The following is a 16,042-nucleotide window of genomic DNA, read 5'->3' as shown; positions in this document are numbered from 1 at the left end:
CCTCGCGCCACCGCTCCCCGACCACTTCACCCACACCGCGTCCCACCTGCGGGGACGGTTCGACGACTCACGAGGACGGTACAGCCATGCCTTCTTTCGACACTCCGGAACCGATCTCGGTCACCGCCCTCGTGGGCGCCGGCTCCCTGCGGCTCACCGCCGCCGACCGCACCGACACGGTGGTCGAGGTGCGGCCGATGGACCCGGAGAAGGACAAGGACGTGCGGACCGCCGAGCAGACCGAGGTCGTGTACACGGCCGGTGTGCTCACGGTCAGGACGAAGCAGCGCTATCTGATCGGTCCCGTCGGCGCGGTCGAGGTGACGATCGATCTGCCGACCGGCTCGCGGGCCGATCTCACCAGTGCCTTCACCCAGGTGGTCACCGAGGGGCGGCTCGGCGAGGTCCAGGTGAAGAACTCCGCCGGTGCCGTCCACCTCGACACCACGGGACCGCTGAAGGTGAACGCGTCGCACGGCCAGGTCGTCGTGGAGCGGGTCGAGGGCGCGGCCGAGATCACCAGCAGCACCGGCACCGTACGCGTCGGCACGGTCGACGGCCCCGCCGTCCTGAAGAACTCGCACGGCGCCACGACGGTGGGCACCGTGACCGGCGACCTGCGGGTCAGGAGCGCCAACGGCGGCATCGACATCGCGCGCGCCGAGGCGTCGGTCACCGGCGCCGCGACCAACGGCCACCTGCGGGTCGCCGAGGTCTCCGGCGGCGAGATCCGGTTGGAGACGTCCAACGGCCCGATCGAGGTCGGCATCCGGGAGGGCGTCGCCGCCTGGCTCGACGTCAGCTCCCACCGCGGGCAGGTACGCAACGCGATCGCCGCGTCCGAGGCCCCGGACCGTACCGAGGACACCGTCGCGGTGCACGCCCGCAGCGGCTGGGGCAACATCGACATCCGCCGCGCCCGGCCCTGAGCACGCGGCCCGGTCCTGCGTGACCCCGGTCCTGAGCGCGCGGCCCGGTCCTGAGCGCCCGCCGACCGCCCGCAGTGCCAAGGAATCACGGCCTCCAGCCGGAGGGCTCCATGATGTCTTCTGTCATGCTCATGCTTATGGCACTACCTGGCCCCGGGCGGGGTGGCGGTGCGGCCTATCGTCGGCAGGATGAAGTCCTGGATGAGGCCCTTGGCGTCGCGGACGACCGGCCGGAAGACGCGGTAGCGGGACATGGTGATCAGCCGGGCCACCAGCGGGGTGGAGCGGCGGACGAACTCCCGGGTGCGCTCGGTGTCCGGGGTGCGGTCGAAGACCCAGTAGAGGACGACGACCATCAGGTGCAGCCAGAGCAGCTCCGGCAGCAGTTCCGCCAGCTCCGCGTCCAGCTTGGGCGCCAGGTCGCTGCCGGACAGGACCTCGCGGAACAGCTCCACCGCGGTCGCGCGGGCCGGGTGCGACTCGTTCGAGAACGGGCTCAGTGAACTGCCGGGGTCGGCCGCCGTACGGAAGAACTGCGCCGCGAACTCGTGGTACGGGGCGGCGGTGTCGAGCCAGGAGCCGAGCGTGAGCTCCAGCCGCTCGGCGAAGTCCCGGGTGCCGTGCATCCGCAACGTCGCGTCGGCCGCGTGGTCGTGCGTCATCTGGTCGTAGAACCCCTGGATCAGGAATTCCTTGGACTCGAAGTAGTAGTACGCGTTCCCGACCGAGACCCCGGCCTCCTGGGCGATGGCGCGCATCGTCGTCTTGTCGTAGCCGCGCTCCTGGAACAGCCGCATGGCCGTCTCCAGGATCACCGCCCGGGTCTGCTCGCTCTTGCCGGTCTTGGGGCGGGCCCGGCCGCCGGGCAGCTCGTCGGCCAGGCCGAGACCCGGCTCTGTCGCCGTCGTGCCGGTGCCCTTGCCGTCGTCGCCGGGGCCGGTCGTGCGGGTGCTGTCGTTGGCGTGGTCCACCCGGGTGAGCCTAGGGCCTGTCCGGCGGCTCACGTGCCCACCCCGTCGGGGCGGTGCGGCGGCGCGTGGGCGGCCGGACGGGCACCGTCAGCGGGTCGGCGGGCAGCCATCGGCGCACCCGGCGTCGTCACCGGCGGCGGCGCTCTGCCGCCATCCGCCGGCCTTGTCGTAGACCCAGCCGGAGGGGGCCCGGTACGGCAGCCGGTCGCCCGGGCGGGCGGCGGCGGGCCCCCAGCGGGCGGCGCTCTTCTCCCGGTACTTGGACGCCGTCAGCACCGCCGCGCGGGCCAGCTTGCGGCCGGTGGGGGAGGCCAGGGTGTGTGCGAGCGGGCGGTGGTCGGCCAGTGCCCACAGGCACACCAGCCACGCCGAGTCGCCGCGGTAGAGCTGGCCCGCGTCCCCGACCACCGTGATCTCGCGCTCGGTGGCGGCGTGGTCGAGGTCGGGGAAGCGGCGCCGCGCCTCAGGCGACCCGACCGGGACCATCTCCAGCCGTACGAGCTGCCGCTGCCGCACCAGCCAGTCCCGTACGAACGCGCACAGGCGGCACGCGGGGTCGTAGAGGACGGTCAGCCGCCGTACGGGGACGCGGTGGGCGCGCGGGGCGGCGGTGCGGGTCGCGGCGCGGGCGGGCCGGGGGGCCGCCGCGGCCGTGGGGCGCGCGTCCTCCGGCCGCGGTGCGGGCTTGGCGGGCTGGGGAGCGGGCCACCACTGCGCGCCGCGTGCGGTGCGCACGTCCTGCGTGAGGCGTGCCATGTCAGGCTCCCGCGGGTGCGGCGCCGGTGCCGGTCCAGCCGTCGCTGTCGACCGGCGGGTACAGCTCGCGCTCCATCAGCCCGCGGCGGCGGATCTTGTTGAGGATGAAGACATTGCCCAGGTGCATGAAGCCGAGCACCAGCAGGACGACGCCGAGCTTCACCGACAGCGCCTCGAAGAGGCCGCGCGCGTTCGCCACGGCGTGCGCCGACTTCAGGTAGAGGGCGACGAAGCCGAGGTTGACGAGGTAGAAGCCGACCACCAGCAGGTGGTTGACCGCGTCGGCGAGCTTCTCGTCGCCGCCGAGCACGTCGGCGAGGAAGATCCGCCCGTTCGTGCTGAGGGTGCGGGCCACCCAGACGGTGAGCCCGATGCTGATGGCCAGGTAGATCACGTAGGCGAGGACGGTGAGGTCCATAGCGGGTACCACCCCTTGTTGAACGTGTTCAAACTTGATGACGCCATGACTCTAGACCCCTTTTTGAACACGTTCAAGCAAGGGGGTGGAGTGGTGGATCACAGCGGCTCAGAGGTGGACGCTGACGGTGTCCCCCTCACGGACCGGGCCGCCGCGCAGCACCTGGGCGTAGACCCCGGCGCAGGGGTGCGGATCCCCTCCGGCCTGCGCGGGGACCCGGTGGTGCGCGGCGAGCACTTTCAGCGCCTCGGTGTCACAGGGCAGCCGGCCGTGGGCGAGCGTCGGCACCGCGCACCGTGGTGTGCCGCAGATCACGCGCAGGAGGAGCCGCTCGCCGATCCGCAGCTCCGCCCCGATCCACCCCTGCTCCACGAATCCGGCGTCTCCTGGACCGGCTCCTGGACCGGCTCCCGATTCGGCCGCGCCCGTCTCGCCCACCGCGCCCGTCTCGCCCACCGCGCCCGTGGTGTCGATCACGAGGTTGGGCCGGTACCGCTCCGCCTCGACGGCGCCCCGCGGGCTCAGCGCGGCGATCCGCTCCAGCGTCGCGGTGGTGACCAGATGGACCGGCGCGTAGTCGAAGAAGGTGCCCTCGGGGGAGCCCGAGCCGAACCGGACGACGTCGGCCGCCACCTCCGCGTCCAGCCCCGCCCGCAATACCTGCTCGGGCCGGGACCGGTCGAGGGTGGCGTCCGGCGGCGGAGTGCCGGTGAGCGTGACGCCCCGGCCGGTGATCGCGGACAGCGCCTCGTCGATCCCGGGGTCCGTGCTCCACCGCACCCGGCCGTCGGGCCCGGTGATCCGTGTGCCGCCGCCGTCCTCGTCCAGCGCCGCGCCGCAGGTGAGCAGCGACCGCCACAGCCGCGGGGTCTTGGCGCTGGCGACCTTCCCCGTCGCGCGGTCGACGAGCGCCAGCCGCCGGTCACCGTCGAGACCGCGGTCGGTCACCTCGACCGCGGGCACCCGCTCGCCGAGCATCGACTTGACCGGGTAGCGCCACAGCGCCCCGACCGTCCCCACCACGTGCCCGTCCGGCGCCGCGCCGTTCACGCCGCGCCCGTGTGCAGCGCGTCCAGTACGGCCAGTTCGTCCGCGGACAGCCGCAGGGCGCCCGCGGCCACGTTCGCCTCCAGATGGGCGGGGTCGCCGGTGCCGGGAATGGCCAGTACGTGCGGGCCGCGGCTCAGTGTCCAGGCGATCCGTACCTGCGCCGGGCTCGCGCCGTGCGCCCGTGCCACGGCGAGCACCTCGTCGCTCTCCGCGCCGCTCGCGCCCGCGGTCCTGCCCGCCCCCGCGATCGCGTAGAACGGCACGAAGGCGACGCCCTGTTCGCCGCACTCGCGCAGGAAGTCGTCGTGCTCGGGCAGCGTGCCGATGCCGTACTGGTTCTGCACGCACACCACCGGCGCGATGGCCCGTGCCTCGGCGAGGTGGGCCGGCTGGACGTTGGAGATGCCGAGGTGGCGGATGAGCCCGGCGTCGCGCAGTTCCGCCAGCGCGCCGAACCGGTCGGCGATCGAACCGTCGCCGACGATCCGCAGGTTGACCACGTCGAGGTGGTCGCGGCCGAGCTGCCGCAGGTTCTCCTCGACCTGGCCGCGCAGCTCGCGCGGACCGGCGTGCGACACCCAGCCGCCGGACGGCCCGCGGCCCGGACCGACCTTGGTGGTGATGACCAGGTCCTCGGGGTAGGGGGCGAGCGCCCGGTTGATGAGTTCGTTGGCGGAGCGCAGCCGGGAGAAGTAGAACGCGGCGGTGTCGATGTGGTTCACGCCGAGTTCCACCGCGCGGCGCAGCACGCCGATCGCCTGGCCGCGGTCGCGCGGCACGGCGTCCGGCGCGAACGCCTCGCCGCGCTGGGGCAGCCGCATCGCGCCGAAGCCGATCCGGTTGACCACCCGGTCGCCGAGTGTCCAAGTGCCCGACGCCGCCGCCGTGACGACCCCGCCGGAGCCGGTGAATTCACCGGACCGAGGAGCGTGTCCGGTGTCTGGGGAGGAGAGGTCCGAAGTCATGGCGGCATGATCTCCGCCCGGTAGGGTGCCCGCCATTGGTTAAGGAATACGTGAATCCTGGGGGGTGCCGTGCTGGCGGAACTGGCGTTCTCCGCGAGCGATCTGGCGCACACGCGGTTCACCGTCTCGCCGATGTGGGAGGTCGGGACCAGCTTCCGACTGCTGCGGTCGGGCGCCGCCCACCCCGTCCACGGGCCGTGGGCCGAGCAGGTACGGCCGAGGGTGGCGGCGGCCGGGCTCGACCGCGGCTGGCTCGCCGAGCTGATCGCGCCCGACGGCTACGTCCCCGACTTCATCAACCCGGCGCCCGCGGGCCCCGCCCCCACCCTGGCGGGGGAACTGGCCGAGGTGCGGGCCGTCCCCGCCGACCGGGTGCGCCGCGACCTCGACCGGCTGGCGGACGAACCCGGCGGGCTCGGCCCCCGGCTGCGGAGCCTGTATGCGGACCCCGCGGCCCGGATGGGCCGGCTGGTCGAGGAGATCGAGACGTACTGGGAGCTGGCGCTCGCGCCGTACTGGGCGCGGATCCGGGCGGTGCTCGACGCCGATGTCCGCTACCGCGCCCGGCAGGTGGCCGAGCACGGCGCCGCCCATCTCTTCAACGACCTGCACGCGTCGGTGAGCTGGGACGACAACGGGCTGCGGGTGGTCCGCAGGCACGGGACGCTGTCCCGGCCGACCGCCGGGACGGGACTGCTGCTGGTGCCGTCCGCCTTCACCTGGCCGGGTCTGTTCACCCGGGTCGCGTTCCCCGAACCGCCGCAGCTCGCCTATCCGGCGCGCGGGGTCGGCACCCTGTGGGAGCCGCGGCCGGTCACCGGGACCGCCGCGCTGGCCGCCGTACTCGGGCGCTCGCGGACCCTGCTGCTGGCCGAGCTGGAGGCCCCGGCCTCCACCACGGAACTGGCCTCCCGCACAGGGCTGTCGGCCGCCGGGGTGTCGCAGTATCTGACCGCCCTGCGCGCCGCGGGCCTGGTCAGCGCCCACCGGGCGGGCCGTTCCGTGCTCTACGCCCGTACGGCAGCCGCCGAGACGCTGCTCGCCGCCGCGGCGTCCGCCTGAGGCACAGGGCTGACGCCGGACGGTGACCGTTGACACGCTCTCGACCTCAACCCAGGGCCCGGCCCCCGGGCAGCGCTCGGGGGCCAGGCCCTGGTGCGGACGGGTTCAGTCCTTGGAGTAGCTGAACTCCCGGTCCACGCCGTCGGCGTCCGTTCCCGCCGTGCCCAGCGGCAGCGCGCCCTCGGCGGGTTCGACCGCGAGGTGCGGCAGCCGCCTGTCGAGCCAGTCGGGCAGCCACCAGTTGGAGGCGCCGAACATGTGCATCAGCGACGGCACCAGGACCGTACGCAGGATGAACGCGTCGAGCGCCACCGCGCCCGCCAGGCCGATACCGAACATCGCCAGCACCCTGATGCCGCTCAGCGCGAACGCGCCGAAGACACAGATCATGATGACGGCCGCGGAGTTGATCACCCGGCTGGTCTCGGCGAGCCCGACCCGTACCGCCCGCGCGCTGTCGCGGGTGTGCACCCACTCCTCGTGCATCCGGCTGACCAGGAAGACCTGGTAGTCCATCGACAGGCCGAAGAGCAGCGAGAGCATGATGACCGGCAGATACGCGTCGATCGGCCCGTCGCGGCCCGCGCCCAGGACGGTGCCGCCCCAGCCCCACTGGAAGCAGGCCACCAGCACGCCGAAGGAGGCGGCGGCCGCGACCAGGTTCATCGCCGCCGCGGTCAGTGGCACCACCAGGCTGCGGAAGGCGATCAGCAGCAGCACGAAGCCGAGGGCGATGATCACCGCGATGAACAGCGGGAGCTTACCGAAGAGCACGGACGCGAAGTCCTTGAAGATCGCCGTCTGGCCGCCGACGTAGGCCCGCATGGTGGTGCCCTGCTCGGCCGCGGGCACGACGTCGTCGCGCAGGTGGTCGATCAGGTCGGTGGTGGCCTTGTCCTGCGGCGAGGTGGTCGGGATCGCCTCGATCAGCGCGACGCCCGAGCCCGCCTTCACCGGCACCTCGGCGGCGTACTGGATGCCGTCGGTCGTGCGCAGGGTGGTCACCAGCCGGTCCACCGCCGCCTTGTCCCGCGCGCCGGGCACCTCGGCCAGGATGGTCAGCGGCCCGTTGAAGCCGGGGCCGAAACCGGCGGCCAGCATGTCGTACGCCTTGCGGGTGCTGGCGCTCTTCGGGTTGTTGCCCTGGTCGGAGGAGCCCAGGCGCAGCGAGAGGGTGGGGATGGCGAGGACGGCCATCACGCCGACGGCGACCACCGCCAGCGCCCGCGGATGCCGCTCGACGAAGGACGACCAGCGCACCGCGGGGCCGTTCGGCGGCGTCGTGCTCGGGCCGTCGGCGGCCAGCCTGCGGCGCTGGCGGCGGCTGAGCACCCGGGCACCGAGCACGCCCAGCATCGCCGGGAGCAGGGTGACGGCGGCGGCGACCGTGACGACCACGGTCATCGCGGCGGAGATCGCCACGCCGTAGAGGAAGCCGAGCCGCATCGTGAACATGCCCAGCAGCGCGATACAGACCGTGGCGCCCGCGAACAGCACCGCCCGGCCCGAGGTGTTGACGGCGGTGACCGCCGCCTCCTCCGGTGTCCTGCCGCGCAGGATGCCTCGTCGGTGCCGGGTCACGATGAACAGCGCGTAGTCGATGCCGACACCGAGGCCGACCAGCATCGAGAGCTGCCCGGAGACGTCCGGGACGCTCATCGCGTGGCTGAGGACGAGGATCGCCGACGACGAGATGCCGATGCCGAACAGCGCGGTGACGATCGGCAGCAGCATGCCGTAGAGCGAGCCGAAGGCCAGGAAGAGCACCACCGCGGCGGCGCCGATGCCGACGTACTCGCTCAGCCCGGCGGGCGGCGTCTCGGACTGGGCGACGGCGTCACCGCCGACCTCGATGCGCAGCCCGTCGGTCCTGCCGCTGTGGGCGGTGTCGACCAGCTCGTGCATCTGGGACTTGGACAGCGCGTCGCCGACCTTGGTGTATGTGACGGTGGCGTAGGCGGTGGTGCCGTCCTTGCTGATCTGCGCGGCGCCCGCCGGGTCGTAGGGGCTGACGACCGTGCCGACGTCCTGCTGTTTCGCGATCTTCTCGAGGACCGGCGCGATACGCGCCCTGACCGAGGCGTCCCGTACGGAACCCGATTCCACATGCCACACCACCGAGTCGGATTCGCCCGACTGCTGCGGCACGGCCTTGTCCATCAGGTCCAGGACCTTGGTGGATTCCGTGCCAGGTAACGAGAACACATTCGTGTAGTCACTGCCCAGGGAATTCCCCGCGGCGCCGACGCCGACCAGCGCCGCCAGCCACAGCAAGATCACCATCCACTTGTGCCGGAAGCACCAACGCGCCAATGCGGCCACGGCCCCAGCCCCCTTTGTTTATATGGAACTCGTAGATGTTCTGACCGTCACCACCATCCGCCCCGCTCTTCCCACGCATCAAGCCGAACCGTCTTCTCTCACGAAACTCCAAGGTTCGCGGCGGGAGAGACGGTTGCGCGGATACGGATACTGGTGGCCATGGAGAACAGCGACCACCTGGACACCGCGGCACCCGCAGTCAACGCGACGGTGCTCATCGTCGAGGACGAACCCGGAATCGCCGACATCCTCCGCATCACCCTGAAATACAACGGTTTCACCGTGCACAGCGCCGCGACCGGGCGTGAGGCGATAGCCGCCGCCCGGGAACATCGCCCGGACCTGGTGCTGCTGGACGTGATGCTGCCGGACGGCAACGGCTGGGAGGTCTGCCGCACCCTGCGCGCCGAGCGCGCCGCGAGCCAGGAGCCGGACGACCTGGCCGTCATCTTCGTCACGGCCAGGGACGCGCCGCGCGATGTCGTCGCCGGTCTCGCGCTGGGCGGCGACGACTACATCACCAAGCCGTTCGGCGTCGACGAGGTGGTGGCCCGGGTGCACGCGGTGCTGCGCCGCACCAGGCGCCGGGAGACCGGCGCCGACCGCGTACTGCGCCACGGTGACCTGGAGATGGACGAGGCCACGTACACCGTCCGCCGCGCCGGGCAGCACGTCGAGCTGACGCCCACCGAGTACAACCTGCTGCGGCACCTGCTGCGCAACGCCGGGCGCATCCTCACCAAGGAGCAGCTGCTCCAGCACGTCTGGCAGTACGAGAGCGCCGTGTCGTCCACCGTCGTGGAGACCTACATATCGTATCTGCGCCGCAAGCTCGACCGCTTCGGGCCGCCGCTGATCGAGACGCGCCGGGGGATCGGGTACGGACTGCGGGCCGTGGCGGACGGCGGGGTCGCGGGGTGAGTCGCCGTTTCTGGGCCCGGCCGAAGACGCTGCGCGGGCGCTTCACGATCGCCAACGTCTCCTTCCTGGCCGCGGGCCTGATCCTGACCGCCACCGCCAGCATCATGGCCACGTACATGGTGCTCGGCGGCGAGATCGACGACACGCTCAAGAAGTCGCAGGCGTCGCTGGCCGGGACACCGGTCACCGCCGACGGGCTGGAGCGGTTGTGCACGCTGGCCCGGCTCCTCCAGCAGGGCAAGGGCGGCTCGTCCTTCGCCAAGGCGTTCGAGCAGGACCTCTTCATCGTCCTCGACTCCAAGGGCACGCCCGCGGCGGTCTGCGAGGACAGCGGCGGGTCCGTCAGCGAGGAGCGGCTCGACCTGGCCGCGGCGATCCCGGACCCGGCCGGACTGGCCCGCACCGGGGACGCCGCCACCGTGCACGCGGGCGGCACCGAGTACCGCGTGGTGGTGACCCGGCTGGACGACGGCAGCATGGTCGTCCAGGGCATGCGGCTCAACGGGCTCGAACAGGCCGTGCACGACCTGCTCATCGTGGAGTCCGTGGTCGGCCTGGTGCTGCTCGCGCTGCTGGCCGCCGGTTCGCTGACCGCCTCCCGGCGCAGACTCAGCCCGCTGGAGGACATCGTGGACACCGCCTCCGCGATCTCCGAGGGCGACCTCTCGCGGCGGATCGCGCCCGCCCGCTACGGGTCAAGCGAGGTCGAGCAGCTCAGCACCGCGCTCAACGCGATGCTCCAGCAGATCGAGACCGCCATGACCGAGAGCGAGCGCGCCACCGCCCAGCTCCGGCAGTTCCTGGCCGACGCCTCGCACGAACTGCGCACCCCGCTGGCCTCGGTACGCGGCTACCTCCAGCTCTACGAGAAGGGCATGCTCGACCACGACGAGAAGGAACGCGCGCTCGGCCGGGTCTCCGCGGAGGCGCTGCGGATGAGCCGCCTGGTCGACGAACTCCTCGCGCTGGCCCGGCTCGACGACCGGCCCACGCTCACCTACGGTCCCGTCGACCTGTCCCGGCTGGTCCGCGACGCCGCCGCCGACCTCGCCGCCCAGCAGCCGGAGCGCCCGCTCACCGTGCTGCTGCCGGACGGTCCCGGCGCGGCGGCGGACACCCTGGAGGTGCTCGGCGACGAGGCGGGGCTGCGCCAGGTCGTCGGCAACCTGCTGAGCAACGTACGGGTCCACACGCCCGCCGACTCGCCGCTGGTCATCGAGGTCACCGCGCACGGCGAGGAGCGCGAGCGGGTGCTGCTGCGGATCAGCGACGCCGGTCCCGGGCTGAGCGAGGAGGACGCCGCGCGCGCCTTCGACCGCTTCTACCGGGCCGCCCCGGACCGCGCCCGCGACACCGGCGGCGCGGGCCTGGGCATGTCGATCGTCCAGGCCGTCGTCCAGGCCCACCACGGCGAGGTCGCGCTGGACACCGCACCCGGACGCGGCCTGACCGTCCGGGTGACGCTGCCCGCGGCGAGTTCGGCGGTGGAGAAGGTGGACGCGTAGCGGCCGGGCCACCGCCACCGCCACCGCCGTCGCCCCGGTCGTCGGTCAGGCGTCGACCGGGGCGGCGGGGCGGGCGTCCTGCGGCGCGGCCGGTACCGCGTTGCGCACGCCGGGGACGGCGGCGGTCCCCAGGCACGCCGCGCCCACCAGCGCCGCGGACGCATAGAGCGGTACGGCGGGGCCGAAGGCGTGGGCGGCCAGCGGCGCGAGGGCGTACCCCAGCGGCATCGCGGCCAGCGACAGCAGCCAGTCGTACGAGGTCACACGGGCCAGCACCCCGGCGGGGACGGACGCGTAGACGTAGGTCTCCCACACCGGGGTGAGGAAGCCGAGCGCGCAGAGCGCCAGGGCGTAGGAGCTGATCAGCAGCGGCGCGGGCGCGCCGGCGCCGAGCAGGAGCAGCGGCAGCGCGTAGGTGGCCAGGCCCAGGTTGGCGGTGAGGATCGGGCGGCGGAGCCGGGCCCGGGAGGCGAGCAGCGAACCGAGCAGCAGCCCGACGGAACCCGCCTGCAGCACCCACACCCACAGGCCGGCGCCGCCCTGTCGATCGTGCACGGCGATCGGGCCGAGGGTGGCGAGGACGGCGGCGGCGCCGTTCCACGCCGAGTGCGCGATCAGGCTGGTCCAGTACCAGTCGCGCGAGCGCACCTCGCTCCAGCCCCTGACCAGGTCGGCGCCGATCGAGCGACGCGGGATCAGGGTGCGCCGCACCTGGATGACGGTCAGGAGGGCGGCGCTCGCGGCGAAGGACGCGGCGTCCAGGACGAAGGCCCAGCCGGGGCCCGCGGTGAAGATCAGCGCGCCCGCGACGGCGGGGCCGGCGAGGCGGGTGGCGCTGTTGGCCGACGCCATCAGCGAGTTGGCGCGCAGCAGGCCGTCCGGCTCGACGGTGCCCGCGACCAGCGGCGCAGCGGTCGGCATCGCGAAGGCGGAGGCGACACCGCCGACCGCCTCGGCGAGCGCGATGTGCAGCAGCCGGAAATCACCGCCGATCAGCTCCAGGGCGACGAAGAGCTGCGCGGCGCAGCGGACGAGGTCGGTGCCGAGCGCGACCTTGCGGGCGTCGAACCGGTCGGCGATCACCCCTCCCAGCGGCAGCAGCACCAGGCGCGGCAGCATCGCGCAGGCCAGCACCACGGCCAGCGCGGACGCCGAGTCCGTGGCGTCGCTGATCGCGATGGCCAGCGCGGCCGGGACCACGGCGTCGCCCAGCGAGGACAGGGTGCGGCCGGTGAAGAGCAGGCGGAAGGGGCGGTGCCGCAGCGGGTGCGGGGTGGGGTGGGGGCTCGGGGCGGTGTCCTGCGGCGAGTGCGGCGAGTGGGTCACGGCAGCACAGTATTTCGGCACCGAATGATTCGTCAACGAATAATTCGTTACCGACACATCGTCGGCAAGGCGGCATAGGATCGGTGCATGGAGACCCCGCAGCCCCTGCAGACCGCGCGCGACTGGACCGACGGTCATGTCGAGCGCTGGCTGCCCGTACTGCCCGACCTCGATCCGGACATCGAGGGCGCGGTCACCCGCGCCAAGGTCCTCACCGACCACCTCCGCAAGGTCTCCGCGCGCTCGCTGGCCCAATTCGACCTGCACAAGCACGAGTACGACACCCTGCACTCGCTCGCCGGGCGCGGCGGCCACGCCGTCCCCTCCGAACTCGCCGCCGACCTCAAGATGGCGCCCGCCTCGATCACCGGCCGCCTCGACGCCCTGGAACGCCGCGGCTATGTCCGCCGCACTCCCTCCGCCGAGGACCGCCGCCGCGTCGACGTCGAACTCACCGAGGAAGGCCGCGCCACCTGGCTCGGCGCCATGGGCGTCGTCGGCCACGAGGAGTACCGCCTCCTCGGCACCCTCACGGCGGCCGAGCGCCACACCCTGTCCGACCTGCTGCGCCGCGTCCTCGTCGTCGCCGAGGAATGAGGGCGGCGCGGGCCAGTCGCCGGGGTGGGACCGGTGCCAGGCGGGGGCCGGGCAACGCCCTTCGCTACCGCAGCAGTTGGTGCGTGATCGACGGATCCTTCAGCGACAGGTCGTCGGCCAGCAGGAACGCCTTGGCCAGGATCACCGACAGCATCCCGCCGTCCTCCTCGAACGGCAGGAACACCGGCTCGGCCGCGGCGGTCACCCCGCGGTCCGCGACGATGCACAGATAACTGTCGTCCGGATCCATCAGCACATGCCCCGAGCCCAGATGGACGCGGTAGCTCCGCAGGTCGCCGCGGACCCGCAGGAAGCGGCCGTCCAGCTCCGTACGCCCGGCTATGCGGGTGTGCGGCAGCAGCCGGGCCAGCGCCTCCGCGCGCACCTGCCCCGACGCGGTCAGCTCGCCGAACGCCGCCCGCCGCCAGTACGCCCCGTGCCCGTCGGCGCCGCCGTCCTGCCACAGCGGGTCCGCGGCTATCGAGGCCGCCGCCACGACCAGGCCGACCTCGCGGAACGCCTCCGACAGCGCCAGGGCGGGCACTTCCGCCGGCGCGGCGGGGGACCAGGCTCCCCGCGCCCCGCTCCGCCGCTCGAACCGCACCCGGTCGGTGGCGCACAGCGCCACGTCGAGACCGTCCTGCTCCCGCTCCACCAGCCGGTACGAGAGCCGCGCCCGCCAGGCGTAGGCGTCACGGGCCGCCAGCTCACGCACCGCCTCGCCCTCCGCGCCGCCGTCCCAGTACCCCAACTGCCCGGCCGACCAGCCGCGCGCCGCCATCAGCGCACGGGCCTGCGGGAAGCGCAGGATGTGCGCCGCGAACCGGTCCGAGGACGAGACGGCGGTCCGCTCGGCCGGGGCGAGCGGATAGATCTCACGGAAGACCTGCTGGAACGGCTGGCGCAGCTCACGCGCCGTCAACTCGGTGCGCCACGCCCCGACGTCCTCCGCGTCCGCGCGCAGTGGGTGCCAGAGCCTGACCTGGTCGGACGCTCCGACCGGCGCGGCCGTGCCGTCAGGACCGGCCAGGCACCACCCCGCGCCGTCACGCTCGGGCAGCCCCGCGCACCAGACGTCCGAACCCGCCTCGCGCACCTCCCACAGCAGCGCGCCCGCGACGGCCCCGGTCACCGGGTGGTCGGCGTACAGCCGCTGCCATTGCGCCCCCGTCCACTCGGTGCCCGCGGTCAGCCGCTCCTCCAGCCGGGCCCGCTCGGCCGACAGCAGTGCCCGCAGCTCCCTCAACTCGGCCCGCACCCCGGCCATTTCCCCGGGCGGCAGGTCGAACGGCGCCTCCTGCCCGGCCTCCACCGCGACACCGGCCGCGGTCCGCAGTGTCAGGGACGCCGCCGCGGTGTCGTCCACGGTCAGCACCGCGGTGTACCCGCCGGGCAGCGGCACCTCGCGTATCCGGCGCGCGTCCAGACCGGCGTCGGGCACCGCACGCTCCCGCAGCTGAGCGGGGGTCAGACCCGCCCGCCGGGCGATCTCCTGCCGGGCCCGTGCGGCGCCCTTCAGCACGGTGCGGTCGCCCACCTGAGCCTGGAGGGCGGCCAGGCAGCGCACTGCGGCCTCGCCGCGGGCACCGCCGAAGGTCGCCAGGACCGCGACCGCCGTGGTGGCCACGGTGGCGCTGCGCGCCAGGCCGCCCGAGCCGCCCCGGCCCGTCCCCGCATGGCGTGCGCACGCGCCGATCAGCGGCACCACCCACTCCGCGTCGATCCCCGCCGCCGCCCACAGCAGGCCGCGTACCAGACGGGTGTTGAGGCCGCCGGTCAGACCGCGCTCGCGGGTCACCTCGCCGTAGCTCCAGCGGACCGTCACCACGCTCTCCGGCTGCCCCGCGAAGCCGTCGAGCAGCAGCCGCGCCACGTCGGCGCCGTCCGGCGCGGCGGCCAGCAGGCGGGCGGCCTCGGCGCGCCAACGCCCCGTCGGCCGGGGCGTGTCGAGGGCGGCGCAGTGGGCCAGCAGCGCGGGGACGCCCTCGGCGGCGAGGATCCGCGCGTGTGCGGCGCGCATCCGCGGCCCGTAGCCGTCGTCGTCGTCCAGGACGGCGTGCTGAAGCCGCGTCTCCAGCGGTGCGGTGATGGTCATCGGACGCCTCCCTCGTTCTCCACCGAGGCTAGGACCCACCACTGACAATCCGTCCGGCGCGGGGTGGGACTTGCGTTCGAGTCAACTCCAAGTCCTACCGTCTGAGACATGACGCACGCACACGCCGCCTCCGCCGCTTCCGCCGCCACCTCCGACGACCGCTACGCCCGTGGGCTCGCCGCCCTGCGGCTGGTGACCGGGACCGAGCACCCGACCGTGCTCGACTCGCTGGCGGAGATCGCCCCCGATCTGGCCCGCTACACCATCGAGTTCGGCTACGGCGACATCTGGACCCGCCCCGGGCTCACCCCGCGGCAGCGGCAGATCGCGACGATCGCGGCGCTGTCCGCCATGGGCAACGCGGCCCCGCAGCTCCGCTTCCACATCGACGGTGCGCTCAACGTGGGCTGCACGCGGCGGGAGATCGTCGAAACGTTCATCCACACCTCGGTCTACGCCGGGTTCCCGGCCGCCCTCAACGCGCTCAGCGCCGCCCGCGAGGTCTTCGCGGCCCGCCCGCAGGACGAGGAGGCGGACGACGCCGCTCCCGCAGTCGCGGACGCCCGCGACCGCTACACCCGCGGTGTCGACGTCCTCCAGGCGGTCGACGGGCCCGAGGGCGTCCAGGTCGTCGCCTCCCTCGACGACATCGCCCCCGACCTCGGCCGCTACCTCATCGAGTACGTCTTCGGCGACGTCTACGCCCGCCCCGGCCTCGACCTCCACACCCGCGAACTCGCCTCCGTCGCCATGTGCACCGCCCTCGGCACCGCCGCCCCCCAACTCCGCGTCCACCTCCGCGCCTTCCTCAACGTCGGCGGCACCCGCGAGGAAATCGTCGAAACCCTCACCCAAATGGCCGGCTACGCCGGCTTCCCCGCCGCCCTCAACGCCCTCACCGCAGCCAAGGAAATCCTCGCGGAGCGCGAAGCGAACTGACCTGCGGTCGGCCAGGGGGGTGCCAGGCGCGCCCGGGGGCGCGGGGGACCGGTCGGCTCGCGCTTGTCGCTGCGCGACGGGCAACTGGCCTGCGGCCCCGTCGCCACCGCCCGACCGGCGGTCGGCCTGCGGCGTTGACCGTGACCGCGTGGTCGCGACTGGCCTGCGGCTGTGACCGCGCCACGG

Annotated in this window: 14 protein-coding genes; 6 read left to right on the top strand and 8 right to left on the bottom strand. The window is 73.5% G+C overall.

Annotated features, from left to right (window positions below; all coding sequences use genetic code 11):
* The first annotated feature begins 86 nt into the window (after window positions 1-86).
* Window positions 87-929 (top strand): DUF4097 family beta strand repeat-containing protein, encoded by an 843-nt coding sequence (locus tag AB0M29_RS01105; protein ID WP_365377083.1) that lies wholly within the window; start codon window positions 87-89, stop codon window positions 927-929.
* 143 nt (window positions 930-1,072) lie between these two features.
* Here the strand turns inward: AB0M29_RS01105 and AB0M29_RS01100 are convergent, their stop codons facing one another.
* From AB0M29_RS01100 to AB0M29_RS01080, 5 genes are all read right to left on the bottom strand, one after another.
* On the bottom strand, window positions 1,073-1,810 hold the full coding sequence (locus AB0M29_RS01100; RefSeq protein ID WP_365377647.1) for a TetR family transcriptional regulator: 738 nt from the start codon (window positions 1,808-1,810) through the stop codon (window positions 1,073-1,075).
* A gap of 177 nt (window positions 1,811-1,987) precedes the next feature.
* Window positions 1,988-2,656: a DCC1-like thiol-disulfide oxidoreductase family protein gene (locus tag AB0M29_RS01095; RefSeq protein WP_365377081.1), complete on the bottom strand. Its 669-nt coding sequence runs from the start codon at window positions 2,654-2,656 to the stop codon at window positions 1,988-1,990.
* Between the two features lies 1 nt (window position 2,657).
* Complete coding sequence (locus AB0M29_RS01090) at window positions 2,658-3,074, bottom strand: hypothetical protein (protein WP_365377079.1); 417 nt, start codon at window positions 3,072-3,074, stop codon at window positions 2,658-2,660.
* A gap of 108 nt (window positions 3,075-3,182) precedes the next feature.
* The gene (locus tag AB0M29_RS01085; protein WP_365377076.1) at window positions 3,183-4,124 is read right to left on the bottom strand and encodes an MOSC N-terminal beta barrel domain-containing protein; all 942 of its coding nucleotides are present in this window, start codon (window positions 4,122-4,124) and stop codon (window positions 3,183-3,185) included.
* Window positions 4,121-5,089, bottom strand: a complete 969-nt coding sequence (locus AB0M29_RS01080; protein WP_365377074.1) for an oxidoreductase — start codon at window positions 5,087-5,089, stop codon at window positions 4,121-4,123. Before AB0M29_RS01080 ends, AB0M29_RS01085 begins: the two co-directional genes overlap by 4 nt.
* A gap of 69 nt (window positions 5,090-5,158) precedes the next feature.
* On the opposite strand from AB0M29_RS01080, the gene AB0M29_RS01075 reads away from it, so the two are divergent.
* Window positions 5,159-6,151: a DUF5937 family protein gene (locus tag AB0M29_RS01075; RefSeq protein ID WP_365377071.1), complete on the top strand. Its 993-nt coding sequence runs from the start codon at window positions 5,159-5,161 to the stop codon at window positions 6,149-6,151.
* 105 nt (window positions 6,152-6,256) lie between these two features.
* On the opposite strand, the gene AB0M29_RS01070 is transcribed toward AB0M29_RS01075, so the two are convergent.
* Window positions 6,257-8,473, bottom strand: coding sequence for an MMPL family transporter (locus AB0M29_RS01070; RefSeq protein WP_365377068.1), 2,217 nt, complete (start codon window positions 8,471-8,473; stop codon window positions 6,257-6,259).
* A gap of 159 nt (window positions 8,474-8,632) precedes the next feature.
* Between AB0M29_RS01070 and AB0M29_RS01065 the strand changes: the two genes are divergently transcribed.
* Both AB0M29_RS01065 and AB0M29_RS01060 read left to right on the top strand, forming a co-directional pair.
* Entirely contained in the window at window positions 8,633-9,394 is a 762-nt protein-coding gene (locus AB0M29_RS01065) for a response regulator transcription factor (protein WP_365377065.1), read from the top strand.
* The gene (locus AB0M29_RS01060) at window positions 9,391-10,899 is read left to right on the top strand and encodes a HAMP domain-containing sensor histidine kinase (protein ID WP_365377063.1); all 1,509 of its coding nucleotides are present in this window, start codon (window positions 9,391-9,393) and stop codon (window positions 10,897-10,899) included. Before AB0M29_RS01065 ends, AB0M29_RS01060 begins: the two co-directional genes overlap by 4 nt.
* 45 nt (window positions 10,900-10,944) lie before the next feature.
* Here AB0M29_RS01060 and AB0M29_RS01055 read toward each other — a convergent pair whose 3' ends face one another.
* Complete coding sequence (locus tag AB0M29_RS01055) at window positions 10,945-12,225, bottom strand: MFS transporter (protein WP_365377060.1); 1,281 nt, start codon at window positions 12,223-12,225, stop codon at window positions 10,945-10,947.
* An 87-nt stretch (window positions 12,226-12,312) separates the two neighbouring features.
* Here AB0M29_RS01055 and AB0M29_RS01050 point away from each other — a divergent pair, with 87 nt between their 5' ends.
* Window positions 12,313-12,822, top strand: coding sequence for a MarR family transcriptional regulator (locus tag AB0M29_RS01050; RefSeq protein WP_365377058.1), 510 nt, complete (start codon window positions 12,313-12,315; stop codon window positions 12,820-12,822).
* Between the two features lie 64 nt (window positions 12,823-12,886).
* On the opposite strand, the gene AB0M29_RS01045 is transcribed toward AB0M29_RS01050, so the two are convergent.
* Complete coding sequence (locus AB0M29_RS01045) at window positions 12,887-14,917, bottom strand: DUF4132 domain-containing protein (RefSeq protein ID WP_365377055.1); 2,031 nt, start codon at window positions 14,915-14,917, stop codon at window positions 12,887-12,889.
* Between the two features lie 108 nt (window positions 14,918-15,025).
* Here AB0M29_RS01045 and AB0M29_RS01040 point away from each other — a divergent pair, with 108 nt between their 5' ends.
* Window positions 15,026-15,856: a carboxymuconolactone decarboxylase family protein gene (locus AB0M29_RS01040; protein WP_365377053.1), complete on the top strand. Its 831-nt coding sequence runs from the start codon at window positions 15,026-15,028 to the stop codon at window positions 15,854-15,856.
* Window positions 15,857-16,042 lie beyond the last annotated feature (186 nt).

It is taken from the genome of Streptomyces sp. NPDC051976, from assembly GCF_040680795.1.
In the GTDB taxonomy this organism is placed as follows: domain Bacteria; phylum Actinomycetota; class Actinomycetes; order Streptomycetales; family Streptomycetaceae; genus Actinacidiphila.
This window is presented reverse-complemented; position numbering and strand designations above follow the sequence as displayed.